Annotated in this window: 27 protein-coding genes; 15 read left to right on the top strand and 12 right to left on the bottom strand. The window is 64.7% G+C overall.

Annotated elements, in window-relative coordinates:
- The first annotated feature begins 4 nt into the window (after nt 1-4).
- The 3 genes from purD to MTR64_RS15340 all read left to right on the top strand — a co-directional run bounded on the left by purD (nt 5) and on the right by MTR64_RS15340 (nt 2,735).
- Nucleotides 5-1,282, top strand: coding sequence for a phosphoribosylamine--glycine ligase (purD, locus tag MTR64_RS15350; protein ID WP_243995182.1), 1,278 nt, complete (start codon nt 5-7; stop codon nt 1,280-1,282).
- Nucleotides 1,282-1,761, top strand: coding sequence for a hypothetical protein (locus MTR64_RS15345; RefSeq protein WP_243995180.1), 480 nt, complete (start codon nt 1,282-1,284; stop codon nt 1,759-1,761). The genes purD and MTR64_RS15345 overlap by 1 nt, the downstream gene beginning before the upstream one ends.
- A 68-nt stretch (nt 1,762-1,829) precedes the next feature.
- Complete coding sequence (locus MTR64_RS15340) at nt 1,830-2,735, top strand: helix-turn-helix domain-containing protein (protein ID WP_243995178.1); 906 nt, start codon at nt 1,830-1,832, stop codon at nt 2,733-2,735.
- Here MTR64_RS15340 and MTR64_RS15335 read toward each other — a convergent pair.
- The 3 genes from MTR64_RS15335 to MTR64_RS15325 all read right to left on the bottom strand — a co-directional run bounded on the left by MTR64_RS15335 (nt 2,713) and on the right by MTR64_RS15325 (nt 4,919).
- Complete coding sequence (locus MTR64_RS15335; RefSeq protein ID WP_243995176.1) at nt 2,713-3,228, bottom strand: hypothetical protein; 516 nt, start codon at nt 3,226-3,228, stop codon at nt 2,713-2,715. The two genes, MTR64_RS15340 and MTR64_RS15335, sit on opposite strands and share 23 nt — an antisense overlap.
- Nucleotides 3,229-3,382: 154 nt before the next feature.
- Entirely contained in the window at nt 3,383-3,901 is a 519-nt protein-coding gene (locus MTR64_RS15330) for a hypothetical protein (protein WP_243995173.1), read from the bottom strand.
- Between the two features lie 22 nt (nt 3,902-3,923).
- Entirely contained in the window at nt 3,924-4,919 is a 996-nt protein-coding gene (locus MTR64_RS15325; RefSeq protein WP_243995171.1) for an adenosine kinase, read from the bottom strand.
- Between the two features lie 133 nt (nt 4,920-5,052).
- On the opposite strand from MTR64_RS15325, the gene MTR64_RS15320 reads away from it, so the two are divergent.
- Both MTR64_RS15320 and MTR64_RS15315 read left to right on the top strand, forming a co-directional pair.
- Nucleotides 5,053-5,499, top strand: coding sequence for a hypothetical protein (locus MTR64_RS15320; RefSeq protein WP_243995224.1), 447 nt, complete (start codon nt 5,053-5,055; stop codon nt 5,497-5,499).
- Between the two features lie 79 nt (nt 5,500-5,578).
- The gene (locus MTR64_RS15315) at nt 5,579-6,523 is read left to right on the top strand and encodes a hypothetical protein (protein WP_243995169.1); all 945 of its coding nucleotides are present in this window, start codon (nt 5,579-5,581) and stop codon (nt 6,521-6,523) included.
- Between the two features lie 75 nt (nt 6,524-6,598).
- Here MTR64_RS15315 and MTR64_RS15310 read toward each other — a convergent pair whose 3' ends face one another.
- The 3 genes from MTR64_RS15310 to MTR64_RS15300 all read right to left on the bottom strand — a co-directional run bounded on the left by MTR64_RS15310 (nt 6,599) and on the right by MTR64_RS15300 (nt 9,069).
- Nucleotides 6,599-7,306: a DUF1013 domain-containing protein gene (locus MTR64_RS15310; RefSeq protein WP_243995167.1), complete on the bottom strand. Its 708-nt coding sequence runs from the start codon at nt 7,304-7,306 to the stop codon at nt 6,599-6,601.
- A 145-nt stretch (nt 7,307-7,451) separates the two neighbouring features.
- Complete coding sequence (locus MTR64_RS15305; RefSeq protein ID WP_243995165.1) at nt 7,452-8,066, bottom strand: glutathione S-transferase family protein; 615 nt, start codon at nt 8,064-8,066, stop codon at nt 7,452-7,454.
- A gap of 25 nt (nt 8,067-8,091) precedes the next feature.
- Entirely contained in the window at nt 8,092-9,069 is a 978-nt protein-coding gene (locus MTR64_RS15300) for an NAD(P)H-quinone oxidoreductase (RefSeq protein ID WP_419144952.1), read from the bottom strand.
- A gap of 112 nt (nt 9,070-9,181) precedes the next feature.
- Here MTR64_RS15300 and MTR64_RS15295 point away from each other — a divergent pair, with 112 nt between their 5' ends.
- The 4 genes from MTR64_RS15295 (at nt 9,182) to MTR64_RS15280 (ending at nt 13,233) form a co-directional block, all read left to right on the top strand.
- Complete coding sequence (locus tag MTR64_RS15295) at nt 9,182-9,400, top strand: DUF1192 domain-containing protein (RefSeq protein ID WP_243995160.1); 219 nt, start codon at nt 9,182-9,184, stop codon at nt 9,398-9,400.
- A 155-nt stretch (nt 9,401-9,555) separates the two neighbouring features.
- Complete coding sequence (clpA, locus tag MTR64_RS15290) at nt 9,556-11,943, top strand: ATP-dependent Clp protease ATP-binding subunit ClpA (protein WP_243995158.1); 2,388 nt, start codon at nt 9,556-9,558, stop codon at nt 11,941-11,943.
- 166 nt (nt 11,944-12,109) lie between these two features.
- Complete coding sequence (locus tag MTR64_RS15285; RefSeq protein ID WP_243995156.1) at nt 12,110-12,547, top strand: group II truncated hemoglobin; 438 nt, start codon at nt 12,110-12,112, stop codon at nt 12,545-12,547.
- 41 nt (nt 12,548-12,588) lie between these two features.
- Complete coding sequence (locus MTR64_RS15280; RefSeq protein ID WP_243995154.1) at nt 12,589-13,233, top strand: YoaK family protein; 645 nt, start codon at nt 12,589-12,591, stop codon at nt 13,231-13,233.
- On the opposite strand, the gene MTR64_RS15275 is transcribed toward MTR64_RS15280, so the two are convergent.
- The 5 genes from MTR64_RS15275 to MTR64_RS15255 all read right to left on the bottom strand — a co-directional run bounded on the left by MTR64_RS15275 (nt 13,217) and on the right by MTR64_RS15255 (nt 17,536).
- The gene (locus MTR64_RS15275) at nt 13,217-13,498 is read right to left on the bottom strand and encodes a DUF167 domain-containing protein (RefSeq protein WP_243995152.1); all 282 of its coding nucleotides are present in this window, start codon (nt 13,496-13,498) and stop codon (nt 13,217-13,219) included. The two genes, MTR64_RS15280 and MTR64_RS15275, sit on opposite strands and share 17 nt — an antisense overlap.
- Nucleotides 13,498-14,058, bottom strand: a complete 561-nt coding sequence (locus MTR64_RS15270; protein WP_243995150.1) for a gamma carbonic anhydrase family protein — start codon at nt 14,056-14,058, stop codon at nt 13,498-13,500. The genes MTR64_RS15275 and MTR64_RS15270 overlap by 1 nt, the downstream gene beginning before the upstream one ends.
- A gap of 175 nt (nt 14,059-14,233) precedes the next feature.
- A complete protein-coding gene (locus tag MTR64_RS15265) occupies nt 14,234-14,833 on the bottom strand; it encodes a GNAT family N-acetyltransferase (RefSeq protein ID WP_243995148.1) in 600 nt (199 codons plus the stop codon).
- The gene (gene hemB, locus MTR64_RS15260) at nt 14,817-15,821 is read right to left on the bottom strand and encodes a porphobilinogen synthase (protein ID WP_243995146.1); all 1,005 of its coding nucleotides are present in this window, start codon (nt 15,819-15,821) and stop codon (nt 14,817-14,819) included. Before hemB ends, MTR64_RS15265 begins: the two co-directional genes overlap by 17 nt.
- A 68-nt stretch (nt 15,822-15,889) precedes the next feature.
- A complete protein-coding gene (locus MTR64_RS15255) occupies nt 15,890-17,536 on the bottom strand; it encodes a M23 family metallopeptidase (RefSeq protein WP_243995144.1) in 1,647 nt (548 codons plus the stop codon).
- Between the two features lie 211 nt (nt 17,537-17,747).
- On the opposite strand from MTR64_RS15255, the gene MTR64_RS15250 reads away from it, so the two are divergent.
- From MTR64_RS15250 to MTR64_RS15230, 5 genes are all read left to right on the top strand, one after another.
- Nucleotides 17,748-20,315, top strand: a complete 2,568-nt coding sequence (locus MTR64_RS15250) for a helicase-related protein (protein ID WP_243995223.1) — start codon at nt 17,748-17,750, stop codon at nt 20,313-20,315.
- 16 nt (nt 20,316-20,331) lie between these two features.
- Entirely contained in the window at nt 20,332-20,625 is a 294-nt protein-coding gene (locus MTR64_RS15245; protein ID WP_243995142.1) for an RNA-binding S4 domain-containing protein, read from the top strand.
- An 18-nt stretch (nt 20,626-20,643) separates the two neighbouring features.
- On the top strand, nt 20,644-20,982 hold the full coding sequence (gene fdxA / locus MTR64_RS15240; RefSeq protein ID WP_243995140.1) for a ferredoxin FdxA: 339 nt from the start codon (nt 20,644-20,646) through the stop codon (nt 20,980-20,982).
- Nucleotides 20,983-21,337: 355 nt separating this feature from the next.
- The gene (locus tag MTR64_RS15235; RefSeq protein ID WP_243995138.1) at nt 21,338-21,871 is read left to right on the top strand and encodes a CarD family transcriptional regulator; all 534 of its coding nucleotides are present in this window, start codon (nt 21,338-21,340) and stop codon (nt 21,869-21,871) included.
- Between the two features lie 111 nt (nt 21,872-21,982).
- On the top strand, nt 21,983-22,303 hold the full coding sequence (locus tag MTR64_RS15230) for a hypothetical protein (RefSeq protein WP_243995136.1): 321 nt from the start codon (nt 21,983-21,985) through the stop codon (nt 22,301-22,303).
- Between the two features lie 9 nt (nt 22,304-22,312).
- On the opposite strand, the gene MTR64_RS15225 is transcribed toward MTR64_RS15230, so the two are convergent.
- The gene (locus tag MTR64_RS15225; protein WP_243995134.1) at nt 22,313-23,260 is read right to left on the bottom strand and encodes an L-threonylcarbamoyladenylate synthase; all 948 of its coding nucleotides are present in this window, start codon (nt 23,258-23,260) and stop codon (nt 22,313-22,315) included.
- Nucleotides 23,261-23,309: 49 nt separating this feature from the next.
- Between MTR64_RS15225 and MTR64_RS15220 the strand changes: the two genes are divergently transcribed.
- On the top strand, nt 23,310-24,149 hold the full coding sequence (locus MTR64_RS15220) for a DUF815 domain-containing protein (protein WP_243995132.1): 840 nt from the start codon (nt 23,310-23,312) through the stop codon (nt 24,147-24,149).
- Nucleotide 24,150 lies beyond the last annotated feature (1 nt).

The following is a 24,150-nucleotide window of genomic DNA, read 5'->3' as shown; positions in this document are numbered from 1 at the left end:
GGAAATGAACATCCTTCTTCTGGGCTCGGGCGGCCGCGAACATGCGCTGGCCTGGAAGCTGGCGCAATCCCCGCTCTGCGATAGGCTCTGGGCTGCCCCCGGAAATCCGGGGATTGCCGAACATGCCACCTGCATCGCGCTCGACGCCGCCGACCACGCCGCCGTGATCGCCTTCTGCGAGGAAAACGTGATCGGCCTCGTGGTCATCGGCCCCGAAGCGCCGCTGGTGGACGGCCTTGCCGATTCCCTGCGCGACAAGGGCTTTGCCGTGTTCGGCCCCAGCAGGGCGGCGGCCCAGCTCGAAGGCTCCAAGGGCTTCACCAAGGACCTGTGCGCCCGCGCAAACATCCCCACCGGCGGCTATGTGCGCGTTTCCACCGAGGCTGACGCCATGACGTCACTCGCCAAATTCGGCGCGCCCGTAGTGATCAAGGCCGACGGCCTCGCCGCCGGCAAGGGCGTCACCGTCGCCATGACCATGGCCGAAGCCGAGGAAGCCGTGCGTGACATCTTCGCGGGCCGCTTCGGTGAAGCCGGCGCGGAAGCGGTGATCGAGGAGTTCCTCGAAGGCGAGGAAGCCAGCTTCTTCGCGCTCACCGACGGCTCCACCATCGTGCCCTTCGCCTCGGCGCAGGACCACAAGCGCGTGGGCGACGGCGATACCGGCCCCAACACCGGCGGCATGGGCGCCTACAGCCCCGCCCCGGTGCTCACGCCGATTCTCGAAGCCGAAGCGATGACGAAGATCATCGCCCCCACCGTGAAGACGCTGGCGGACGAAGGCATGCCCTATTCCGGCGTGCTGTTCCTCGGTCTGATGCTGACGCGCGAAGGCCCCAAGCTGATCGAGTACAACTGCCGTTTCGGCGATCCCGAATGCCAGGTGATGCTGCTGCGGCTCGAATCGGATCTGGTCGAGCTGCTCCACGCCTGCGCCGAGAACCGCCTCGGCGCGATCGAGCCGCCGCGCTTTTCGGATGATACCGCGCTGACCGTGGTCATGGCGGCAAACGGTTATCCCGGCACCCCCGAGAAGGGCGGCGCAATCAACGGTATCGCGACTGCCGAAGCGGGCGGTGCCAAGGTCTTCCACGCGGGCACCGCGCTGAAGGATGGCCAGCTTGTCGCCAGCGGCGGGCGCGTGCTCAACGTGACCGCGCGCGGCGTTTCGGTAACCGAAGCACAGGCCAGGGCCTATGCGGCAGTCGATGCGATCGACTTTGCGAGCGGCTTCTGCCGCCGCGACATCGGCTGGCGCGAAGTGGCCCGCGAACAGGACTGATGACTAGGCACGCCGACGCCATCCTCAAGCTCTCGTTGGCCCTGGGCGCGCTGCTCGCGGGCGGCGGCGTAGGCTTTTATTACGGTATCTACCTGCCGTCGCAGGACATTCGCCATCAGACAGAGGCGATGAACGAGAAGCAGGCAACGGCAGACAAGCAGACTAAGGCGCTGGCCGACCAAGCCCGGCGGGTGCAGGCAGCGCAAGTCGACTACGACGACTGCGTCAACTTCGCCGAACTCGCCTACAAGCAACGCTGGACACGCAGCTGCCAGAGCCTGCGCGACGCAGATCAGGCGGCCTACGAGGACTGCGCCGACGACTGGTTCACCACCGAACGCGGCTGCCGCGCGAAGCACCCGGTGCGCCCGGCGAAGGACTGCGCGCTGCCCGGCAAGGTCGCGCAGGACATCGCCGGTGCTCGCGACAAGCGCAAGGCGGAGTGTCTGGCGAAACTGCAGGCGGTTACGGGGAGCTGATCAGGGCGCTGACCAGCACGCGATACAATGCATTGCATTGCGTGGACAAATGTGTTCCCTCATCAGAAATGGATGCGCAATCGCCCTTTTCCGCGCGGTTCAGGCTTGTTCTCAAGGCCTTGTCTCTCAGCCGGGCTGCAGTCGCGGCGGGGCTTGGCGTAGACAAGTCGCTGGTTGGCCGCTGGGCCTCGGGCGCTGTCAAGCCGACCGACCACAACCTGTCGCGCATCACGCAACTGATCGCATCCCGCCAGCCCAGCTTTACGATGGCGGACTGGGACCGGGACCTGACCGCATTCGCCAGTCTGCTGGGGCTGGATCCCGTCAGTTCAGTCGCAGCTGAGGGCTATGCCAGCGATGTGGCCGTACTTCCGCCGGTTTTTCTGGAGCACACGCGGCAGGTTACCGGCCAAAGAGGCAAAACCTACGAGGGTTTCTGGCGCACCACCCGGCCTTCCGTCATCATGGATGGCCAGTTCTTTCATGATTACGGCATGATCCGGATCACCGCGAACGGCATGCTGCAGGTCCGTATGGGCAGTCAGGGGCTGGTGTTCGAAGGTTATGTGTTCCCTGCCGAAGGCAACATCTTCTCGGTGCTCTACGACACGATTGGCGCAACACCGATCTTTCTTGTCTTCAGGGGCGTGCCGCTGCCCAAGGCCCATATTCTGGACGGGCTTCTGGTCATGGCTGCCCTGAACGCAGACCGGTCGCCTGCCGCCGTGCCCGTCATCCTGGAAAGGATTGGCGATCTGTCCGGCGAAGAGCACCGCGACGACCTGCAATGCCAGGAACTGTTTTCCGGCGATGCGCTGGCGCGCAGGGAGGATATCGATCCGGCCGTGATCGACCACCTTACGCGCAATGTCGGCCCCGATGCAGCGGCCTGCGGCGGAGACATGTTCCTGACGGTCGGCGCGAACAGCCCGTTCACGCAAGGCACGACGCTTACTGGACAGTTGCGGGGCTAGGAATCGAAGATTCCCCGTTCAACGGCAATTCCAGTCTAGCCTCTTCGATCTTGGCCTGCTCCGCATGACGCGGTCGCTTGACCCGCTGCCAGCTTGCCACCGTATAGCCCTGCTCCATGAGGCAGCGGCCGGAAGCCTCCTTGATTCGCCTCTCCTTTTTTGAGCGATTCGCCCTGGTGATTCCCCAGACCACGCCCATGACCGGAACCGCAACGACCGCGACGGCTCCGGCCACCGCAGCCGCGCCGTAGCTTGCACCGCCAGCGACCATTCCACCAGCGGTAGCCGTCCCGGCCCCGTTCGCAATCCTGTCCGTTGTTCGCCCGCGCCCCAGAACCACGCTTTGCTGCTGGCAGGTCGCCAAGGCTTCCTCATAGGCCGCGCTATCATCGGGCGCTGCCGTCAACTGCGGCGTGAAGGTCCGTGGCGTGGACGAACACCCCGAGGCCAGCACTGCGGACAGTGCAATGGCCGTCAATCGCTCTCGATTCATGACCCGTCTCCTCGCTCCGGCAGGAAATCCCGTTTGTGGATCCGGGTCTAGTGGCACGAAGCGGGGGAATTGAGTTGCAACGCCGTGCACATGGCGTTGCAACCTGTTGCAACATCGGACCAACGGCACGATGCGCCATGACCGCTCAATCGCTTCAGGAACTCACCCCCTGTGGCGGCTCGTCGAACAGCAGCTTCACCGTCAGCGCCAGCCGCTTGGCATCCTCGCGCGCAAGGTGTTCCTTGGGCAACTGGCGCTTGGCCTCTTCAAGCGCGGCAACCACCTGCGGGCGGGTATAGCCGCGCTTCTGCATCAGTTCCCCCAGATAGCGCACCGGAAACGGCAGCTTGGCACCGACCGCCTGGCACAGCACTTCCAGCCAGTACTGATCGAGATCCGCATCGGCATAGACGCGGCAATCGCGCACGAAATCGGCCATCTCGGCCACGACCTGCGCGGGCGGCAGGCCCTCGCGGGCAAGCAGCTCGCGGCTGATGCCGTGCAGCGCTTCGGCCTCCGGGAACCAGTCCCAGAATTCCCAGGCGGGCGCGGGGCGGATCAGCCAGGCGTGGTTCTTGCCGTCCATCCGGGCGATGGCGACTTCGATGGGAAAGGACCGCCCGTATTCGGGCAGGCAGCTCGCTTCGAAGTCGATCAGCGCCGGACAGATCAATACGCGTTCCCTTCTGGCGGGTTTATCCCATGCGGGCTGCGACGAAGGCCTTCAGGTCCGTTTCGGCACGGGCGCCATAGTGCGAGATGATTTCGCTCGCGCAGATCGCGCCCATGCGCAGGCAGTCCTGCACCGGCATACCGCGAACGTGGCCGAAGAGGAACCCGGCGGCGAACAGGTCGCCCGCGCCGGTGGTGTCGACGACCTTGTCGATCGGCTCGGCGGCCACCTGCGAACGCACGCCGCCAGCCACGGCCACGGCACCATCGGCACTGCGGGTGACAACAAGCGTCGGAATCTTCGGCGCCAGCGCGGCGATGCCGGCTTCGAAATCCTCTTCACCGGTGAGAGCGGCCATTTCATGCTCGTTGCAGAACAGCACGTCGATCTGGCCGGCCTCGATCAGGTCGAGGAAATCGGCGCGGTGACGATCGATCACGAACGTTTCCGACGGGGTGAACGCGATCTTGCGCCCGGCGGCGCGGGCCGCGCTGATCGCCTTGCGCATGGCCGCGCGGGGCTCTTCCGGATCCCACAGGTAGCCCTCGAGATAGAGCACCGCGGCATCGGCAATCAGCGCTTCGTCGAGCGCTTCGGCGGGCAGGTAGTGCGAGGCGCCGAGGAAGGTGTTCATCGTGCGCTGGCCATCGGGCGTCACGAAAATCAGGCAGCGCGCCGTCGGAGGATTGCCGGGACGGGCCGGGACGTCGAAGTGGATGCCGCCGGCCCGGATATCATGGGTGAAGACATCGCCAAGCTGGTCTTGCGCGACCTGTCCGATGAAGCCGCACTTGGCGCCGAGCTGGGCAAGGCCGGCCAGCGTATTGGCGGCCGAACCGCCCGAGATCTCACGCGCAGGGCCCATCGCGTCGTAGAGGCTGCCGGCCTGCTCGTCGTCGATCAGCATCATGCCGCCGCGGGCCAGATCCAGCTCCTCGATCAGGCTGTCTTCGCAATTGGCGATGACGTCGATGATGGCGTTACCGATGGCGATGACATCCAGGCTCGGTTGCGTCATGGAAAGGGTCTGTCCTTGCATTGGGGAAATAGCGTTGGAACGCGCCTAGCGCGCGGCCTGCCGCTCCGCAAGCACGCGGCGGGCCCGCGGCCGTTGACAGTGCGGCGCCGGCACGCAATGCGTGGCCGCGACTATGCAGGACATTCACCGGGGCGGGGCCCGTCATCGCATCCATGCGGCACTGGCCGCCTGTTCGCTCGCGCTGCTGCTGTCGGCCTGCGGCGGCGGTGTGGCCAGCACACCGCGCCCGCCCAGGCACGGCTCCGCCGTGCCGCCGGTCCGCCAGCCGAGCCGGACAGCCCTGCGCGATCCGGAGTTCCAGTCGATCCCCGGCCTCGAAGACGTGATCGGCGCGACGCAAAAGCAGCTCGTGCGCCAGTTCGGCGCGCCCCGGCTCGACGTATGGGAAGGCGATGCGCGCAAGCTGCAGTTTACCGGCACGCCTTGCGTGCTCGACATCTACCTCTATCCCACCTCACGCTCGCACGAGCCACTGGCGGCCTATGTCGATGCCCGACGCGCATCGGACGGCCGCGATGTGGACCGCGCCGCTTGCGTTGCGGCACTGCGCCAGAAGTGAAGCAAGCGGCGGTTTAACCGCAAATTAGACTTATTGCGCCAGACCGCTTCCTGACGTGCGCTTGGGGAGCCCCGACACGATGAGCATGCATTTCAGCGAAATCGCCGAGCAGGCGCTGGCCGACGGTGTGATTTGCGCCGGCGACGTTCTCGCGCTGCGGCGCGCCGGCTGGGCGAACGGGCAGATCGATCCCGATCAGGCCGATGTCATTTTCGCGATCAACCACAAGCTGAACCATCCCTCGGCCGAATGGACGGACTTCTTCGTCGAGGCGATCGGCGAATATGTCGTGAACCAACTCGAGCCGTGCGGCTACATCACCGAAGCCAATGGCGACTGGCTTATCGCGCATATCGAACACGACGGCCGCCTGCATTCACTGACCGAGCTCGAACTGCTCGTGCGCGTGTTCGAGAAGGCCACGCAGGTACCCGAGGCACTGCGGGCCTATGCGCTGGCACAGATCGAACAGACCGTGCTCACCGGCGAAGGCCCCACCCGCTGCGGCGGCGAGCTGGGCAAGGGCAATGTGACCGATGCCGAAGCACGCATCATGCGCCGGGTGCTATTCGCGTCAGGCAGCGAACGCCCGGCCGGCGTAAGCCGCCGCGAGGCCGAGCTGCTGTTCCGCATCAAGGATGAAACGCTCGCCGGCACTAATGCGCCCGAGTGGAAGCGCCTGTTCGTGCAGGGCGTGGGCAACTACCTTCAGGGCTTCACCCTGCACAGCCCGCTCTCCCGCGAGCGTGCGGCGCAACTCGAGAGCTTCATGAACGACAATTCCTCGTCGGTCGGCCGGTTCATGGTCCGGGCCGGGCGCGCCATCGGCACGCCGAACCGGGCTGGAGTGGTGTTCGGCCGCAAGCAGGCGCCGGTGCATCTGGAAACGCTGGTGGAAACCGCAAGGCAGGTCACGCAGGACGAGAAGGTCTGGCTCGAGGAGCGGATCGAAGCCAACGGGCAGGTCGACGAATACGATCAGGCGCTGCTCGAATTCCTCGCCGAGGACGGCTACGCGCACTGAGTTCTGAACAGGGCCGGAAACAGACCGGCAGCCGCGGCACTCGCCGCCGCTGCCGGGTTCACTGCATAAATTCGCTTATTCGCCGTTCTGTTCGGCGGCCTCGGCGGCGCGCTTGGCTTCGAGCCATGCGGCGGCTTCGGCTTCCTGCGCGGCTTCGCTGGCAGCCTTGGCGGCAGCTTCGCGCTCAGCGCGCAGTTCCTCGATCAGCGCCTCGCGGTCGTCGACCAGACGCTCATCTCCGGGCAGTTCGTCCTCGATGCCTGCCTTCTTGGCAGCCTTGGCGACGATCGAGTCCAGCTCGCGCTGCGAGCACAGGCCCAGCGTGACAGGGTCCTTCGGCGTGATGTTGGCGATGTTCCAGTGCGAACGGTCGCGGATCGCGGCGATCGTGTTGCGGGTCGTGCCGATCAGCTTGCCGATCTGCGCATCCGAAACCTCGGGATGATTGCGCAGGATCCAGGCGATGCCGTCCGGCTTGTCCTGACGCTTCGAGACCGGGGTGTAGCGCGGGCCCTTGGTGCGGCTGACCGTCACCGGGACCTTGTGCATCCGGAGCTTGTAGTCCGGGCTTGCCTGCCCCTTCTCGATCTCTTCCATGGTCAGTTCGCCGGCGCGCACGGGGTCGCGGCCGGTGTACTTGCTCGACGCGAGATCGTCGGCCATGGCCTGGACCTCAAGCATGTGCAGTCCGCAGAATTCCGCGATCTGCTCAAAGGTCAGCGCGGTGTTGTCGACCAGCCAGGAAGCGGTCGCGTGCGGCATCAGCGGAGTGGGCTGGCTCATTCTCTATCTCCGGCGGAAACAATAAGGGCCGCCCCTTCGCGGAGCGGCCGTACCGGGGGCGGTGTAGGCAAACTTTGCGGATTCGGCAAGCAAAAGCCGCGCATTTCCAAGCACGACCGCGATAATGCGCGGCCTCCGATCCCGATCAATCCATCGCGACATAGCCCGGCAGCGCCGAAACGCGCTTCAGCCAGCGGCATACCGCCGGATAGTCGTGAAGGCGGAAACCACCTGCCTCGCACACGTGCGTATAAGCATAGAGTGCAATATCGGCCAGTGACACGCTTCCGCCCACAAACCAGTCGCGCGCGGTGAGATGTTCTTCCATCACCGCCAGCGCCGCCTCGCCGCCCGCGCGCTTGGCCATGATCTGGCCCTGCTGGAACGGGGTGAGATTGGCCTCGCCCACGAACTGCAGCCAGAACCGCAGCGTCGCGACGTTTGGTTCATGGTTGTACTGTTCGAAGAACATCCAGCGCAGCATGTCCGCCCGGTCGAACGCCTCGGCGGGAATCAGCGCTGACCCTTCCGCGAGATACCAGCAGGCGGCATTGCTTTCGGGCAGGAACCTGTCGCCCACCTGCAGCACGGGAATGCGGCCATTTGCGTTGACGTCGCGCAGGAATTCCGGCGTGCGCGTCTCGCCTTTCATGATGTCGTACTGCACGCGGTTCAACGGCTTGCCAAGCAGTGCCGCTGTCAGAACGATCTTATAGCAATTGCCGCTGCGGGGGTCTTCGTGAAGAGTCAGTCTGTCCATGCGAGATGTGATGGCACGCGGATCGTCAGACCTCCAGCACGATCTTGCCGACGTGATCGCCTGCTTCCATCCGCGCATGGGCTGCAGCGGCCTGGGTCAGCGGGAAACGCGCGTCCATCACCGGGCGCAGCATGCCGCTTTCGACGAATGGCCAGGCCGTCTCGGCAATTTCCTGCGCCAGAAGCGTCTTGAATTCGTCCGAACGCGGCCTGAGTGTCGATCCGGTCAGCGTGTAGCGGCGGCTCATCACCACGGCCATGTTGATCTCGGCCTTGGCGCCGCCCTGTACCGCGATAGTGACGTGACGCCCATCCACAGCCAGGCACTTCAGGTTCCGCGCGACATAACTGCCCGCGACCATGTCGAGCACGAGGTCGACGCCCTTGCCACCGGTAATCCGCGCCACTTCCTCGACAAAGTCCGTGGCCTTGTAGTCAATTGCATGCGCAGCACCGATTTCCCGCGCCTTCGCGCACTTTTCAGGCGAGCCGCAAGTGACGATAACCTTGAGGCCGAAATGCCGGCCAAGCATGATCGCCATGGTGCCGATGCCGCTGGTGCCGCCGTGGACCAGCAGGGTCTCACCCTCGCGGGCAAAGCCCCGCTCGAATACGTTGTGCCACACGGTGAACAGCGTCTCGGGCAGCGCCGCGGCCTCATCGAGTGGCAGCCCGGCGGGGACGGGCAGGCAGTGCCCGGCCTTGGCCAGACAGTATTCGGCATAACCGCCGCCCGAAACCAGCGCACAGACGGTGTCGCCCACCGCCAGCGTGTCCACGCCCTCGCCCATAACGGCTACCGTACCGGAAATCTCGAGCCCCGGTATCGGCGAGGCCCCCGGCGGCGGCGGATAAAGCCCCTTGCGCTGCACAACGTCGGGCCGGTTAACGCCCGCGAACGCCACCTTGACGAGAACCTCTCCCGGCCCTGGCGTCGGGACGGCCAGAGTTGCCGGTTGCAAGACGTTGGCATCGCCAGGTTGATCGAACCCGACGGCAATCATGCTGGATGGCAAGTTAGCTAACATATTATTCCTGTTGCCACACGGTACTAGTGGAGGGGAACTCTTTTCAGGCCATTGACAGCGGAGAATATCAGTCCGATGCTGCACTGCAATGGACGAGGACGATCGACCGCGGCGGCGGTCGCCCGAGAGTAATCTCGGTGCCGCCAGCCTTCTCGCCAGCGAAAGCCTGGAGCGCTATTCGCTGGATGAACTCGATGCACGCGTCCTGCTTCTCGAAGATGAAATCACCCGCGTCAGGGCTCACAAACAGAAATCGGCTGCCCACATGCTCGCAGCCGACTCTTTATTCAAGCCAAAAACAACGTGATTTCAGCAAGGTGTGCCTTTCTGCCCATGCCGGCATCTCGCAAGCGCACCGAGCACGCCTATATAGTTCCCAAACACCCGGTATTGTTTTCCAAGCCCAACGTCGCCCACAAACTCCCGCAAGGAGCGTCCACTCTCTCAATGAAAGTGTCCTAAATGCCCAGTTTCGCCCAAAGCCTTGAAAAGACCCTGCATTCGGCTCTGTCTCACGCGTCTGAGCGGAGTCACGAATACGCGACGCTCGAGCATCTTCTGCTCGCGCTGATCGACGATCCGGACGCGGCACAGGTCATGCAGGCATGTGGCGTTGATCTGGGTGATCTGGGCGACGTCGTTCGCCAGTACCTCGATCAGGAATACCAGTCGCTCAAGACCGAGGAAAAGGGCGATCCCGCCCCCACCGCCGGTTTTCAGCGCGTTATCCAGCGGGCTATCCTGCATGTGCAGTCCTCCGGCAAGGACACCGTGACCGGTGCCAACGTGCTGGTGGCGCTGTTCTCGGAACGCGATTCCTACGCGGTCTACTTCCTGCAGCAGCAGGACATGAGCCGCCTCGATGCCGTCAGCTACATCAGCCACGGCATCGGCAAGGGTGGCAAGCGGATCGAGGATCGCAACCCGAAGGGCAACGACGAAAGCGCCACACCGCAGGAAGACAAGGCCGAGACCAAGAGCAGCGCGGGCAACAAGAAGGACTCCGCGCTCGACCAGTTCTGCGTCAATCTCAATGAAAAGGCGCTGGCGGGCAAGGTCGACCCGCTTATCGGCCGCGGCCCCGAAGTGGACCGCACCATCCAGATCCTGTGCCGCCGTTCCAAGAACAACCCGCTCTACGTGGGCGATCCGGGCGTCGGCAAGACCGCCATCGCCGAGGGTCTGGCGCGCAAGATCGTCGAGGGCGAAGTGCCCGAGGTGCTCTCCGAAGCGGTGATCTACTCGCTCGACATGGGCTCGCTGCTGGCGGGCACCCGCTATCGCGGCGATTTCGAGGAACGCCTCAAGCAGGTCGTCTCCGAACTGGAGAAGATGCCGCACGCGATCCTGTTCATCGACGAGATCCACACGGTGATCGGTGCCGGCGCCACCAGTGGCGGCGCAATGGACGCCTCGAACCTGCTCAAGCCCGCACTGTCGGGCGGCACGATCCGCTGCATCGGTTCGACCACCTACAAGGAATTCCGCAACCACTTCGAAAAGGACCGCGCGCTGCTGCGCCGGTTCCAGAAGATCGACGTGAACGAGCCGACAGTGGAAGACACGATCAAGATCCTCAAGGGCCTGCGCTCGGCCTTCGAGGAACACCACGGCGTGCGCTACACTCCTGACGCGATCAAGACCGCGGTCGAGCTTTCGGCCCGCTACATCAATGACCGCAAGCTGCCCGACAAGGCGATCGACGTGATCGACGAAGTGGGCGCGATGCAGATGCTGGTACCGCCCAGCCGCCGCAAGAAGACGATCACCGCCAAGGAAATCGAACAGGTGATCGCGACGATGGCGCGCATCCCGCCCAAGTCGGTCAGCTCCGACGACAAGAAGGCGCTGGAAAATCTCGAACGTGACCTGAAGCGCGTGGTGTTCGGCCAGGACAAGGCGATCGAAGTCCTCTCGACCGCGATGAAGCTGAGCCGTGCCGGCCTGCGCGATCCGGACAAGCCGATCGGCTCGTTCCTGTTCTCCGGCCCGACCGGCGTCGGCAAGACCGAGGTCGCCAAGCAGCTCGCCTCGATCATGGGCATCCCGATGCAGCGCTTCGACATGTCCGAATACATGGAGCGCCATTCGGTCAGCCGCCTGATCGGAGCGCCTCCGGGCTATGTCGGGTTCGACCAGGGCGGTCTGCTCACCGATGCCATCGACCAGCAGCCGCACTGCGTCCTGCTGCTCGACGAAATCGAGAAGGCGCACCCGGACCTGTTCAACATCCTGCTGCAGGTGATGGACAACGGCAAGCTGACCGATCACCACGGCAAGACCGTCGACTTCCGCAACGTGGTCCTGATCATGACCACCAACGCAGGCGCGTCGGACATGGCCAAGTCGGGCATCGGCTTCGGCGACGTGTCGAAGGCAGACGCAGGCGACGAGGCGGTGAAGCAGCTCTTCACTCCAGAGTTCCGCAACCGCCTCGATGCCATCGTGCCCTTCGGCTATCTCGGCAAGGAAACCATCAGCCGTGTGGTGGACAAGTTCATCCTCCAGCTCGAACTGCAGCTGGCCGACCAGAACGTCCACATCCAGTTCGACACCGTCGCCCGCGAATGGCTGGGCCACCGTGGCTACGACCGGCTTTACGGCGCCCGCCCGATGGCCCGCGTCATCCAGGAGAAGGTCAAGCAGCCGCTGGCGGAGGAACTGCTGTTCGGCAAGCTGGCGCATGGCGGCGAAGTTCATGTCTCGGTGAAGGAGGACGCGCTCAACTTCGAACTGACACCGTCCGCGCCGAAAGTGAGCAAGGCCAAGAAGACCAGGGCTGCGGCCAGGAAGCCTGCGGCGAAGAAGGCAGGCCCGCAGCCGGAGGAAAACACCGATACCGACGACTGAGGCCGGTACGAGAACCCAGCAAGACGGGGCGGCACCTGATGGAGCCGCCCCGCTTTCGTTCGGGCATCGCAAACGCACACCGCATCTTGACCGCGATCAAGGTTCCACGTGAAACTTTCGCGCTAGGACAGCATCATAAGCCCCCTGTTTTCCGGAGAGACCTGAAGTGACCGTCGAAGCCGAAGCCCCCGCCCCGACCCAAACCGAAACAGCCAGGCCCGAGCCCAACCCCAACGCGCCGTTCTTCCGGCTTGGCGGCGCTCCGGTGTTCGAGGCGATCTGCAACCGCTTCTACGATCTGATGGAGCAGGAACCTGCCTATGCAGAACTGCGCGCGATGCACGCGCCCGATCTCGCGCCGATGCGCGAATCTCTGCCGAAGTTCCTCGCCGGTTGGGCGGGCGGGCCACGCGACTGGTTCGATGCCAATCCCGGCCGCTGCATGATGAGCATCCACAAGCCCTTCACCATGACCAGCGACACCGCCGGTCAATGGGCCGAGGCAATGCAGCGCGCGATCGCCGACGTCGCGCCGGAACCGGCGGACATGGCCAAGGCCATGGGCGAAGTGCTGGGCGACCTGGCACGCGGAATGGGCCGCTGATCCCACTCGCCAGCGCGCCGCCACCACGTTAGGGTGGCGCGGTGCTTCACCTCGACAAGCCCCGACAAATTCTGGCTGCTGCCCTGTCCGCCCTTGCGGGGTATGTCGATGCGTCCGGATATCTGTCGGCAGACCGCTACTTTGTTTCGTTCATGTCCGGCAACACCACCCGTCTCGCGACCGATCTGGTGACCGAAGGCACACGTGCGGCAATCCCGGCCCTGCTTATCGCGGGCTTCGTGCTCGGTGTAGCTGCGGGAACCGTGACCGCACACAAGGCCGGACGCTGGCGCAAACCCGCGGTTCTGGCGCTGGTCACGCTGCTTCTCGCAACCGGCACGGCCTGCGCATTGAACGGATGGCTGGAAGCGATGATGGCCTGTCTGGTGCTGGCCATGGGCGCCATCAACAACACCCTGCAGCGCGGCGAGACGCCCGTGGCACTCACTTATCTTACCGGCGCACTGGTCCGCATCGGCAAGGCGCTGGGCAGTGCAGCAACCGGGCAGCATCAGGACCCGGCCTGGCCATTCGTAGTCATGTGGTTGTCTCTGGCAAGCGGAGCGGCTGCAGGCGCGGCGGCGTTCTTGTCACTGGGCCCGGAAAGCCTCAGCATCGCCGTCGCCTTATCGGCCCTGCTGACTTTTGCAGGCTACCGGATCGCCCGGACTAACGGTCAATCCTGAACTGCTTCTCGCGCGAAGTTGCGCCGCGCAACAATTCGACGCGCGAGGGCGCCAGCCCGAGCGCGGCAGCCAGAAGGTCACGCACTGCATCGTTGGCCTTGCCATCCTGCGGCTTGGCCCGGACCTTGGCGAGCAGCTTGCCATCGGCCACTTCCAGTGCTTCGCTGCGCGCTCCGGGCGTGACGCGCACCGCCAGCCGACCCTCTTCATCGGCCAGAGCCTGCACGGCTTCGGCCGGAGGAAGATCGGCCTTCGGCTTTGCCATCAGTCGCTGAGGCCCAGCGCCTCGGCGTGCATCCGACCGTTGATCACATAGCCCTGCACGCCCGCCTGATTGCCCGCGATGGCTGCCTCGTCGAGATCGCGCAGGTATTTGGCCGGACGGCCCATCCAGAGCTGTCGCGCGCCAATGCGCTTGCCGGTGAGCATCGCGCCCGCCGCCAGCATCCCGTCGCTTTCGATGTAACTACCGTCCATGACAATCGCGCCCAGACCGACAAAAGCCCGGTCCTCCAGCGTGCAACCGTGGACCATCGCCATGTGCCCAATCAGCACGTCGTCACCGATGATCGTCGGGAATCCGTCCGGATTGCCGGGCTTGGGGCTGTCGCAGTGGACGACAGTGCCGTCCTGGATATTGCTGCGCGCGCCGATCACCACCCGGTGGACATCCGCGCGGATCACACAGTTGTACCAGACGCTCGCGTCCGGTCCGATCTCGACATTGCCGATGATCCGGCAGCCCGGCGCAATGAACGCGCTCGAATGGATCTTCGGACCCTTGCCGTTGATCGAGGCCAGCGTGATATCGGTGCGTTCGGTCATGGGTGCCCTCCGGATCGTCTCCGCGCCTCCATGGGGCAGAGCCCGGCCTCAGGCAAGCCGCTCCGACCGATAGGTGACATGCGAACGCAAGGGGCCGTCACAAATCAGGGCAAATGGCGCAATATCGTCCTTACACCAGGAGCGCAGGATCAGCCGTTCTGTTTCCAGCCTGACTTCACGCACAATTTGCTGAACACTTGCTCAGCAAAATATCGCGTTCAATCGCATAGACAATCGTATCGCAAACCGGCGGATCGAAGCGAGGATCGACAAAATCCAGCTCGCTGCGCCGGCGCATGCCCAAACGCTCCATCAGACCCCAGCTGGCGGCGTTCTCGACGTTGGTAATGGCAAAGATTTCCTGCGCACCAAAACGGCCAAATCCGGCCTCGAGCGAAGCCCTCGCCGCTTCCTTCGCGTAGCCCCGGCCCCAGGCATCCTGACGCAAGCGCCATCCGATCTCGAATTCCCCCTGGAACAGCGCCCCTTCCGCATCGATTTTCTTGAGGCCGCAAAAGCCAAGCAGTTCGTCGGAAAGGTGGCCACCATCCCGTTTGCGCTCGACCACCCAGAAGGTGTGCCCGAGAGTCGCCTGAAAAGCCATCAAGCGGCTTTCCAGAGCATCCAGTCTTGGAGCATCCATCACCCCACCCAGCCAGCGCATGACCGCAGGCGTGTTGGTCACCTCCACGAAGCGGCCGAAATCACCCGGCGCCCAGTCACGCAACACCAGCCGCGGCGTCTCCAGCCGGAACGGTTCAGGCGTTTCGGCCATGGAGCAGCCTTGCTGCGTGCGCGGCATGGTACGTCAACACACCCGAACAGCCCGCGCGCTTGAATGCCAGCAGCGTCTCCAGCACCATCGCGTCGCGATCGGCCGCGCCGGCGGCAACGGCAGCCTCGATCATCGCGTATTCGCCGGACACCTGATAGGCGAAGACGGGAACCTCGAAAGTCTCCTTCACCCGGCGCACGATGTCGAGATACGGCAGGCCGGGTTTCACCATCACGCTGTCCGCGCCTTCGGCAAGGTCCATCTCGACCTCGCGCAGCGCTTCCTCGGTGTTGGCCGGGTCCATCTGATAGGTCTTCTTGTCGCCCTTGAGCAGGCCGCGCGAACCGACCGCATCGCGGAACGGGCCGTAAAAGGACGAAGCGTACTTAGCCGCATAGCTCATGATCTGGACATTGACGTGCCCTTCATCCTCGAGCGCATCGCGGATCGCGCCGATGCGGCCATCCATCATGTCGGACGGTGCGATGATGTCGGCACCGGCGGCCGCCTGATTCAGCGACTGGCCGACAAGCATTTCCACCGTCTCGTCGTTGAGGACATAGCCTGCGTCGTCGATCAGTCCGTCCTGCCCGTGGCTGGTATAGGGATCGAGCGCCACGTCGGTCAGCAGGCCGATCGAATCCCCCAGCCTGTCACGGATGGCGCGGATGGCGCGGCACATCAGGTTGTCCGGATTGAGCGCTTCCTTGCCGTCCTCGCTGCGCCGTTCGGGCTGGGTGTGCGGAAACAGCGCGAGGCAGGGAATGCCGAGCTCAGCCGCTTCTTCCGCGCGCGCGACGATCTGGTCGACCGACCAGCGCGATACGCCCGGCAGCGAGGCGATGGCCTGCTCCACGCCACGCCCTTCGGTGACGAACAGCGGCCAGATCAGGTCGGCCGGGGTGAGGATTGTTTCGCGATGCATCGCACGGCTCCAGGCCGTGGCGCGCACGCGGCGCAGGCGAGTGTGGGGATAAGTACCGGTCATGGCCGGGGGGATTGCCGGAAAAATCCCGGCGGTTCAATTGCAAGAAACGGGCGTGCTGTTGCGCGCGGTCAGCCGACCTTCCTGGGCGCCAGCCGGTCGATCTCGCGCTCGGCCTCGGCATGTTCGCTCTCGGGCTGGGCAATCGGCGCCAGAGCCGCACCCGGTTCGACCCCCAGCAACGCGCGGAGCTGCGCCTTGAAGGCATCGCGTTCCTTCCCGTCGATCTGCGGCCTTGCGATGATACTGATGCCGGCCGGATTGATCGTGTGCCCGTTGCGATAGGCTTCGAAATGGAGGTGCGGGCCGGTCGAAAGACCGGTCGAACCGACATAGCCAATAACCTGCCCGGCCCGCACATGCGCGCCATTGGCCACGGCAATGCGGCTCATGTGGCCATAACCCGTGCCGAGACCGCCCGAGTGCTGGATACGCACGTAATTGCCGTGCCCGCCATGCCGTCCGGCATACGTAACCCTGCCGTCGGCCACCGCATAGATCGGCGACCCGTAAGCCGCTCCGAAATCGATACCGGCGTGCATGCGCACATAGCCGAGGATAGGATGCCGGCGCATGCCGTACGTCGAGGTGATGCGGCCGGCAACCGGCTGGCCGATCGGCACGCTGCGTGGCTGGCCAATCGACGAGGCCGCGAACATCTGGCCGTCCTTGCCCCAGCGCAGCAGTTGCAGCCGCGATTTGCCATCGCGTTCAAGCCCGGCATAGAGCAGATCGCCCACTTCGTGCTCGCCCTTCGCCGAGCGCTTGTAGGCCACGATCATGTCGTACTCGTCCGACGCGCCGATACCGTCCTCGAGATTGATGTATTTGTCTACCGCACGCAGATAGGACTGGATGGCCGCGACCGGCGCCCCGGCGTTTCGGGCGGACCGGTACAGGCTGGAGCCTACCGTCCCGCGAATGCGCAGCGGCGTTGCATCGACTGTAATCGGATGCCGCACGAGCGACAGCGCACCGTCGGCGCCGCGTTCGATCGACAAGTCGAGGTCGAAGCGCGCGCGAAAATCCATTGAATCGAGCGCACGCGGCGCATTCGCTGCAGGACGCTTGCCCAGAGTGATGTCGAACTGCGTGCCCGATGTGATGTCGCTCACCGGCACGGCATTGCCGACCAGTTCGGTAATGCGCGAGATGTCGCTGCCCCCGACACCGGCGCGTTCGAGCATACGGCCGAAGCTGTCGCCCTGCCCCAGCGTCGAGACCAGCTGAATGCTGGGGCGTTCGGGCACGTGCGCCAGCGGATGGACCAGCGGGCTGGCGCCCATGTGACGGCCACTGTCGGCACCCAGCGCCAGCGGGGCAATCGACTGGCTGCGAAATTCGTCGCGCTCGCGGCTGTTTACGGGCGTGCCCGTCGCGGCTTCCACCGCAGAAAAGTCGGGCCACATGGCAATCGCCACTGCGCTCAGCCCAAGCAGCGTCGCCAGCCCGCGCAGCCATTTGCGGCTGCCAATGTCGCTGCCGAGATCGGGAGCAAGATCGGCCCGCGCGCACCATGCCTCAAAACGGCGGACAAGCCCTGCTGGACGAACATCAGGACCGGGGTGCGGCTCTGCCGCATGTTCGGCTTCGTCTTTGTCTGCCAGAGGCGGTGCGGCCACGGCGTGTTCAGCAACGACCTGCGCGTGCGAAAGAGCTGCGGCTTTGCCCGCATCCCCGCCGATATCCTCGCAATTGTCGTCCAGCGCCTTGAACAAAACGCCCCGCCTTCCGTCTCACTTGCGACGTTGCAACCCACGGATCTCCCCGGGGTTTTGCCCCTGGAGCCGAGATCCGCGATGGAGGACCTCTATCAAAACATCTGCGCCCTCAAGGTTAACACCTCCCTAAGGCTGTGGATTTCCGCCCCCTTTTTCGGCAAGCCGATACTTGCGAGCGGCAGACGGCAATGCCACATCTGCCCCTGTGATGGTTCACACCCCGCACGCCTCATCGCGGCATGACGCCTCCGGCAGGGTCAAGGCCGTGCTCGGGCCGACCAATACCGGCAAGACGCACCTCGCCATTGAACGGCTTTGCGCGCATTCGAGCGGCATGATCGGCTTTCCCCTGCGGCTGCTGGCGCGGGAGGTCTACGACCGGGTCCGTCACATCAAGGGCGAAAACAGCGTCGCGCTGATCACCGGCGAGGAGCGCATCGAGCCGAAACAGGCCCGCTACCTGCTGTGCACGGCGGAAGCCATGCCGATGATGGACCGCTCGATGGCCTTCGTCGCGATCGACGAAGCCCAGCTCGGTGCCGACCGCGAGCGCGGCCACGTGTTCACCGACAGGTTGCTGCACGCACGCGGGCGCGAGGAAACGATGATCCTCGGCTCCTCCACGCTGGAACCAATGGTGAAGGCCCTGGTGCCGGAAGCCGAGATCGTCACTCGCCCGCGCTTCTCCACGTTGACGCATGCCGGGGCGAAGAAGCTCAGCCGCATTCCGCCGCGCAGCGCCATCGTCGCCTTCTCCACCGAGCAGGTTTACGCCATTGCCGAGATGCTCCGGCGCTTCCGCGGCGGTGCTGCCGTCGTGATGGGTGCCCTTAGCCCGCAGACGCGCAATGCGCAGGTCGAACTCTATCAGTCGGGCGAGGTCGATTATCTTGTCGCCACCGATGCCATCGGCATGGGGCTCAACCTCGATGTTGAGCATGTCGCCTTCGCCGGACTATCCAAGTTCGACGGACAGCGCCACCGCCGCCTGACCACTTCGGAAATGGCGCAGATCGCCGGGCGCGCGGGTCGCCACCAGAAGGACGGCAGCTTCGGTACGCTCGCCGGATCAGGGGGGCACGATTCCGAATTCGAGCCGGAAGAAATCTACGCGATCGAGGAACACCGCTTCCCGCCGCTGACCAGACTGTTCTGGCGGGAACCCGAGCCGCGCTTCGACAGCCTCACCACGCTCATCGCCGATCTCGAAACGCCGCCGATGCTGCCCGAACTGGCACCCGCACCGCAAGCCATTGACCTCGCCGTGCTCAAGCGCCTCGCTGAAGAGTCGCCGATAGCAGAGACGGTGCGCGGCGCGGCGCAGGTCGAGCGCTTCTGGGAAGCCTGCCGCCTGCCCGATTTCCGCCAGCAGGGCGTCGAGACCCATTCACGCTTCGTCGCGCGGCTGTGGCAGGACCTGCGCGTGGGCGAACTGGGCGCAGACTTCGTGGCGTCACAGATCGCCCAGCTCGACCGTACCGGCGGCGATATCGACACCTTGCAGGGCCGGATTGCCGCGATCCGATCCTGGGCCTATATCGCCCAGCGGCCTGACTGGGTGCTTGCGCGCGACGAGATGGCTGCCCGCGCCCGTGCCGTCGAGGCTAGACTTTCCGATGCCCTTCACGGCAAGCTGACCGAACGATTTATCAACCGCAGGACCGCCGTACTGATGAAAAAACTGGGACCCGACTCCGGACTGCTCTCGGTCCGTCTCGAGGACGAGGAAGTCCTGGTGGAAGGCGAACACATCGGCAGCTTGCGGGGCTTTGCTTTCAAGGTCGATCCCGGCGCACGGCTTTCGGACCGCAAGCTGCTGCTGGCCGCGGCGGAAAAGCACCTCGCCGCCCTGCTCCAGTCGCGCGCCGACGCATTGGCCGACGCCATTCATGCGGACTCGGCCGAGATCACTCTGGAAGATGGCGTGCTGGCCTGGGACGGCGAGCGCATCGCCACGCTGGAAGCCGGACGCACCCTGCTGGCTCCCACGCTGGTACCTGACCGCACGCTCGATGCCATTCCCGGTCCTGCACGAAAGGCGCTCGTCGCCGCGCTTGAAGCCTGGCTGGAAAAGGTCCTCGCGCCGCTCGAACCCCTGCAAAAGCTGGACGAAGCCAGCCGCGCAGAGGATGCCGGCCCGGATTTGCGCGCCCTGCTGATCACTCTGGTCGAGCGCGGCGGCATGACGTCACGCGAGCAATGCGGGGTCGACCAGCTCGACAAGCAGCGCCGCACCATGCTCGCCAAGCTCGGCGTACGGGTAGGCGCACTGGATCTATTCGTGCCAGCCATGCTGCGCCCGCGTCCGATTGCACTTTGGCGCCAACTGTCCAGGGTCGCTGGCAAGTCCGCGCCGGGCGGGCCGCCCGAAGCGGACATGCCCCCGGCCCTGCCCGCCACTGCGCATGGCCGCCTGCCGGGCTACCGCAATCTGGGCAAGCAGCTGATCCGCCTCGACATGGCCGAAAAGCTGCTGCGCGAGGCTCATGAAGCCCGCGGAGATTCCGGCAGCCGCAAGGAAGCCAGGGCACGCGATTTCAAGCTCGATCCGGCCCGGGCGGTCTCGATGGGCCTGACGACGGCCAGCTACGCCCGCCTGCTGCGCTTGGGTGGATTCCAGCCCGTGATGCCCCGTGCGCTCGCGGAAGGGGTCCAGGGCCCGCCTGCACCGGTGCGCTGGCGCTGGCGTCCGCCGCGCCGGGAAGCACAACCCGAGCGCAAGACCGCTGCTCCCCAGAACAGCGCCTTTGCGGCACTGGCGGACATGGTCCGCTGATGCGGGCCGGCCGCTCATGAGGATCGACAAGCTGCTGTGGTACCTGCGGCTGGCCAAGACCCGCCCCGTCGCACAGGCGATGGCAGAAGACGGCCACATGCGGCTCAACGGTCGGCGTATTGAACGGGCGCACCAGCGCATTTCGACAGGCGACGTGCTGACCGTGCCCTTTGGCGCCGGGGTGCGCGTGATCGAGATCGTCGAACTGCCTGCCCGGCGCGGGCCTGCCCCCGAAGCACAAGCCTGCTACAGAGTGCTTGACGGCAGCCCGGTTGATAAAATAGCAGCGGCCATTCGTAACGATGCCTGAGGGAAGGAATACGCCGCAATGACCTATGTCGTCACCGACGCCTGCATCCGGTGCAAGTTCACCGACTGTGTAGAGGTCTGCCCCGTGGACTGCTTCTACGAGGGTGAGAACATGCTCGTGATCAACCCGAACGAGTGCATCGACTGCGGCGTGTGCGAACCGGAATGTCCGGCCGAAGCGATTCTGCCCGACACCGAAAGCGGCCTCGAGCAGTGGCTGGAACTCAATGCGAAGTACTCGGCCGAATGGCCCAACCTCACTTCGAAAAAGGATCCGCCGGAAGACGCCGACGAGATGAAGGACGAGGAAGGCAAGTTCGACAAGTACTTCTCGGCTGAGCCCGGCGAAGGCGACTGATTGATTGCTCCGGGACGGAAAGGTTCCGGATTTCCGCCGATTTTTGGCGGTGGCTGGGACGCTTGAGCATTGCTATTAAGTCCGGAACGTCCCGTTTCGGCATGGCTTGAGGCGAGCCGAACGGAAACGTTTGCTCGCCTCTGGCAATTTTGTCGCATTGGTGCTATATAATACGCCAACTGCCCGGGCCCCCTGCCCGTTTGGCAGGCGTTTTCATTGCGAGGCAGGGTTCGAAAGCAAGCGGTTGGGAGAGTGATCTGACCGGGCGGCGGAGGTTTCATGCCTCCGGGTCGCACGCCCCCTGGAACACCCTTCCGCACACATTGCTCCGCCCCTGCAGGTGAAAGGACGATACATGGCAACCAAGGCCGACGCCTTCGATGTTGGAGATTATGTCGTTTACCCGAAGCACGGTGTAGGCCGTGTGATCGAGTTGCAGAAGCAGGAAATTGCCGGGATGCAGCTCGAACTTTACGTTCTTCGTTTCGAAAAAGAGCGCATGACGCTCCGTGTTCCGATGAACAAGGTTGAGTCGATCGGTATGCGCAAACTGTCTTCGGACAAGACCCTGCGCGAAGCGCTCGATACCCTGAAGGGCAAGCCCAAGGTCAAGCGCACCATGTGGTCGCGCCGCGCCCAGGAATATGAAGCCAAGATCAATTCGGGCGATCTCGTTTCGATCGCCGAAGTTACCCGTGACCTGTTCCGCGCCGATGATCAGCCGGAACAGAGCTATTCGGAACGGCAGATCTTCGAAGCAGCTTCGTCACGCCTGGCCCGCGAGCTCGCGGCCATGGAAAAGACCGACGAGCCCGCGGCGCTCAAGAAGATCCTCGTGATTCTCAACGAGCATGCGCCGAAATACTACGAGACCACCGAAACCGCCTGATCCGGCGATTTCGATGACGCAGAAGGCCGCTTCCGCAAGGAGGCGGCCTTCTTGTTTGCGGCAGCAGGATCATTCATCGTACCTCAACACGATTGTGAGAAAGTCCGCGCCATGAAAATCCCAGCCCTGTTTCCCGCTCTGGCGCTAGGCATTCTGCCGCTGGTTTCCGGATGCATCAGCACCGCCACCAAGGTCGTGACCGCACCTGTGCGCGTGACCAGCAAGGCAGTCGACATGGCGACAACCAGCCAGTCCGAAGCTGACGAGAATCGTGGGCGCCGAATGCGGGAACACGAGGAAAAGCTGGGCAAGGCCCAGCGCAGCTATGAAAAGCACATGCGCGAATGCGACCAAGGGGATGACCGGGCCTGCCTCAAGGCTCGCGACGACAACGCCGACATCCAGCATTTGCGCGCCAGTTCGCCTTACTGAATCCGCTTCTCAGGCGGCCGCGCGCTTCAGCCGGTCGTTGATGGCTTCACCGACCCCGTGCACGGGGATCGGCGCGATCGCGATGCGCGGCCGGTTCGATGCGGCACCTTCATGCAGCAAGGCATAGAGCCGCGCCGCCGCTTCGATCAGGTCGCCCGAAGCTGACAGCGTGACGTCACCTGCCACCTCGCCAAAACCGATGTGAAATTCGTCCTCGTCCGCCGTTGCCGCGTCAAGCCGCACCGGCTTTCCCGGTGCATAGTGGCTGATCAGCTGGCCCGGCGCCTCGATAGCCTGTGACGTCACGGCGTCACTGACTGTGCCCAGAACGGCAGAAATGGCCAACTCTGGTATCGGGCCGGGGCGCAGAACCTGCCAGCGGCCATCAGCGCGCAAGGCCACGATGGTCGATTCCAGCCCGGCCTCGCAAGCGCCGCCATCCACGACAGCATCGATCCGGTCCCCCAGCGAGGACAGCACATGCCCGGCCCCGGTCGGACTCACGCCGCCACTGCGATTGGCCGAGGGCGCTGCCAGCGGCAGGCCCGCTTCGGCAATAATCGCACGCATCACCGGATGAGCCGGACAGCGCAGCGCTATCGTCGACAATCCGGCGGTCACGGCAGCGGCCACCGGTGCACCTGGCTGCAAGGGCAGGACCAGCGTCAGCGCCCCCGGCCAGAAAACTTCGGCCAGCCTCAGGGCACATGCATCGAACGACGCCAGCTCCTGCGCAGCCTCGACACTGGCGACATGGACGATCAGCGGATTGAAGCTCGGACGGCCCTTGGCCTGATAGATCGCTGCTACGGATTCGTCGCGGTCGGCTCTGGCGGCAAGGCCGTAGACCGTCTCGGTGGGCACCGCGACCAGACCACCCTCGCGCAGCAGACGCGCGGCCTCGGCAATTCCCGCCGCATCGGCAGGCAAGACAACAGGTCGGCTGGTGTGATCCATGACCCGCCGCTATAGCCGCGCGCGACGAATGCCAAGGAAAAGCGCGCGAATGACTTCCACACAGCCCGATCACGGCCTGCTCCTCTCTCGCATTGCCGATGCACTCGACCGTCTGGCACCGCCGCCCGCGCCGCCTTGCGACTGGCTGGCGCACCCGGCCTATGTATGGACCGGCAGTGCCGCCCGCGCCGTCGAGCGGCTCGATGCCCCTGCTTTGGACCTGCTGCGCGGGATCGACACCCAGAAGGAACGCGTGGTCACCAATGTCGAGCGCCTCGCCGCCGGCCATGCCGCGCACGACATGCTGCTGTGGGGATCGCGCGGCATGGGCAAGTCGGCCGTGCTGCGTGCGGCAATCCGCGCGGCGCACAGCGGGCATCCAGGCTGTATCGCGCTCGTTCAGGTGGCGCAGGAAGCGCTTTCGGGCGTGACAGCGCTGTTCGCGACGCTCGGCAAGATCGACCGCCGCTTTCTTGTCTTCATCGACGATCTCGGTTTCGAGGAAGACGATGGCGCGGGCCCGCGCCTGTTGCGCTCCTGGCTGGAAGGCGGGGTGGAAGCGCGTCCGGCCAATGTCCGGCTTGCCGTCACCTCGAACCGCCGGGCAATCGTGGCACGGTCGATGTCGGAGCAGGACGACCCGATCAACCCGCGCGATGCCGTCGACGACCGGCTGGCGCTGGCTGACCGCTTCGGCCTGTCGATCGGCTTCCACAACTGCGATCAGGATGCCTACCTCGCCATCATTGAAGGCTATACCCGCGAATTCGGCCTCGATTGGGAGACCGGCGATGCGCTCGAATGGTCCCGCCGCCGCGGCGCCCGGTCCGGGCGCGTGGCCTGGCAATATGTCAACGAACTGGCAGGACGGGCAGGCAAGGTGATCTGAT

Origin of the sequence: Novosphingobium album (ex Hu et al. 2023), assembly GCF_022832385.1 — a bacterium.
Classification (GTDB): Bacteria; Pseudomonadota; Alphaproteobacteria; order Sphingomonadales; family Sphingomonadaceae; genus Novosphingobium; species Novosphingobium album.
The sequence above is the reverse complement of the archived record's forward strand: the minus strand, read 5'-3'. Positions and strand labels throughout refer to the sequence as shown.

Excerpts from the sequence above, each read along its gene's own strand:
- purD (WP_243995182.1), top strand. The coding sequence starts at position 5 with ATGAACATCCTTCTTCTGGGCTCGGGCGGCCGCGAACATGCGCTGGCC.
- MTR64_RS15345 (WP_243995180.1), top strand. The coding sequence starts at position 1,282 with ATGACTAGGCACGCCGACGCCATCCTCAAGCTCTCGTTGGCCCTGGGC.
- MTR64_RS15340 (WP_243995178.1), top strand. The coding sequence starts at position 1,830 with ATGGATGCGCAATCGCCCTTTTCCGCGCGGTTCAGGCTTGTTCTCAAG.
- MTR64_RS15335 (WP_243995176.1), bottom strand. The coding sequence starts at position 3,228 with ATGAATCGAGAGCGATTGACGGCCATTGCACTGTCCGCAGTGCTGGCC.
- MTR64_RS15325 (WP_243995171.1), bottom strand. The coding sequence starts at position 4,919 with ATGACGCAACCGAGCCTGGATGTCATCGCCATCGGTAACGCCATCATC.
- MTR64_RS15320 (WP_243995224.1), top strand. The coding sequence starts at position 5,053 with ATGCAGGACATTCACCGGGGCGGGGCCCGTCATCGCATCCATGCGGCA.
- MTR64_RS15315 (WP_243995169.1), top strand. The coding sequence starts at position 5,579 with ATGAGCATGCATTTCAGCGAAATCGCCGAGCAGGCGCTGGCCGACGGT.
- MTR64_RS15310 (WP_243995167.1), bottom strand. The coding sequence starts at position 7,306 with ATGAGCCAGCCCACTCCGCTGATGCCGCACGCGACCGCTTCCTGGCTG.
- MTR64_RS15305 (WP_243995165.1), bottom strand. The coding sequence starts at position 8,066 with ATGGACAGACTGACTCTTCACGAAGACCCCCGCAGCGGCAATTGCTAT.
- MTR64_RS15300 (WP_419144952.1), bottom strand. The coding sequence starts at position 9,069 with ATGATTGCCGTCGGGTTCGATCAACCTGGCGATGCCAACGTCTTGCAA.
- MTR64_RS15295 (WP_243995160.1), top strand. The coding sequence starts at position 9,182 with ATGGACGAGGACGATCGACCGCGGCGGCGGTCGCCCGAGAGTAATCTC.
- clpA (WP_243995158.1), top strand. The coding sequence starts at position 9,556 with ATGCCCAGTTTCGCCCAAAGCCTTGAAAAGACCCTGCATTCGGCTCTG.
- MTR64_RS15275 (WP_243995152.1), bottom strand. The coding sequence starts at position 13,498 with ATGGCAAAGCCGAAGGCCGATCTTCCTCCGGCCGAAGCCGTGCAGGCT.
- MTR64_RS15270 (WP_243995150.1), bottom strand. The coding sequence starts at position 14,058 with ATGACCGAACGCACCGATATCACGCTGGCCTCGATCAACGGCAAGGGT.
- MTR64_RS15265 (WP_243995148.1), bottom strand. The coding sequence starts at position 14,833 with ATGGCCGAAACGCCTGAACCGTTCCGGCTGGAGACGCCGCGGCTGGTG.
- hemB (WP_243995146.1), bottom strand. The coding sequence starts at position 15,821 with ATGACCGGTACTTATCCCCACACTCGCCTGCGCCGCGTGCGCGCCACG.
- MTR64_RS15250 (WP_243995223.1), top strand. The coding sequence starts at position 17,748 with ATGGTTCACACCCCGCACGCCTCATCGCGGCATGACGCCTCCGGCAGG.
- MTR64_RS15245 (WP_243995142.1), top strand. The coding sequence starts at position 20,332 with ATGAGGATCGACAAGCTGCTGTGGTACCTGCGGCTGGCCAAGACCCGC.
- fdxA (WP_243995140.1), top strand. The coding sequence starts at position 20,644 with ATGACCTATGTCGTCACCGACGCCTGCATCCGGTGCAAGTTCACCGAC.
- MTR64_RS15235 (WP_243995138.1), top strand. The coding sequence starts at position 21,338 with ATGGCAACCAAGGCCGACGCCTTCGATGTTGGAGATTATGTCGTTTAC.
- MTR64_RS15230 (WP_243995136.1), top strand. The coding sequence starts at position 21,983 with ATGAAAATCCCAGCCCTGTTTCCCGCTCTGGCGCTAGGCATTCTGCCG.
- MTR64_RS15225 (WP_243995134.1), bottom strand. The coding sequence starts at position 23,260 with ATGGATCACACCAGCCGACCTGTTGTCTTGCCTGCCGATGCGGCGGGA.
- MTR64_RS15220 (WP_243995132.1), top strand. The coding sequence starts at position 23,310 with ATGACTTCCACACAGCCCGATCACGGCCTGCTCCTCTCTCGCATTGCC.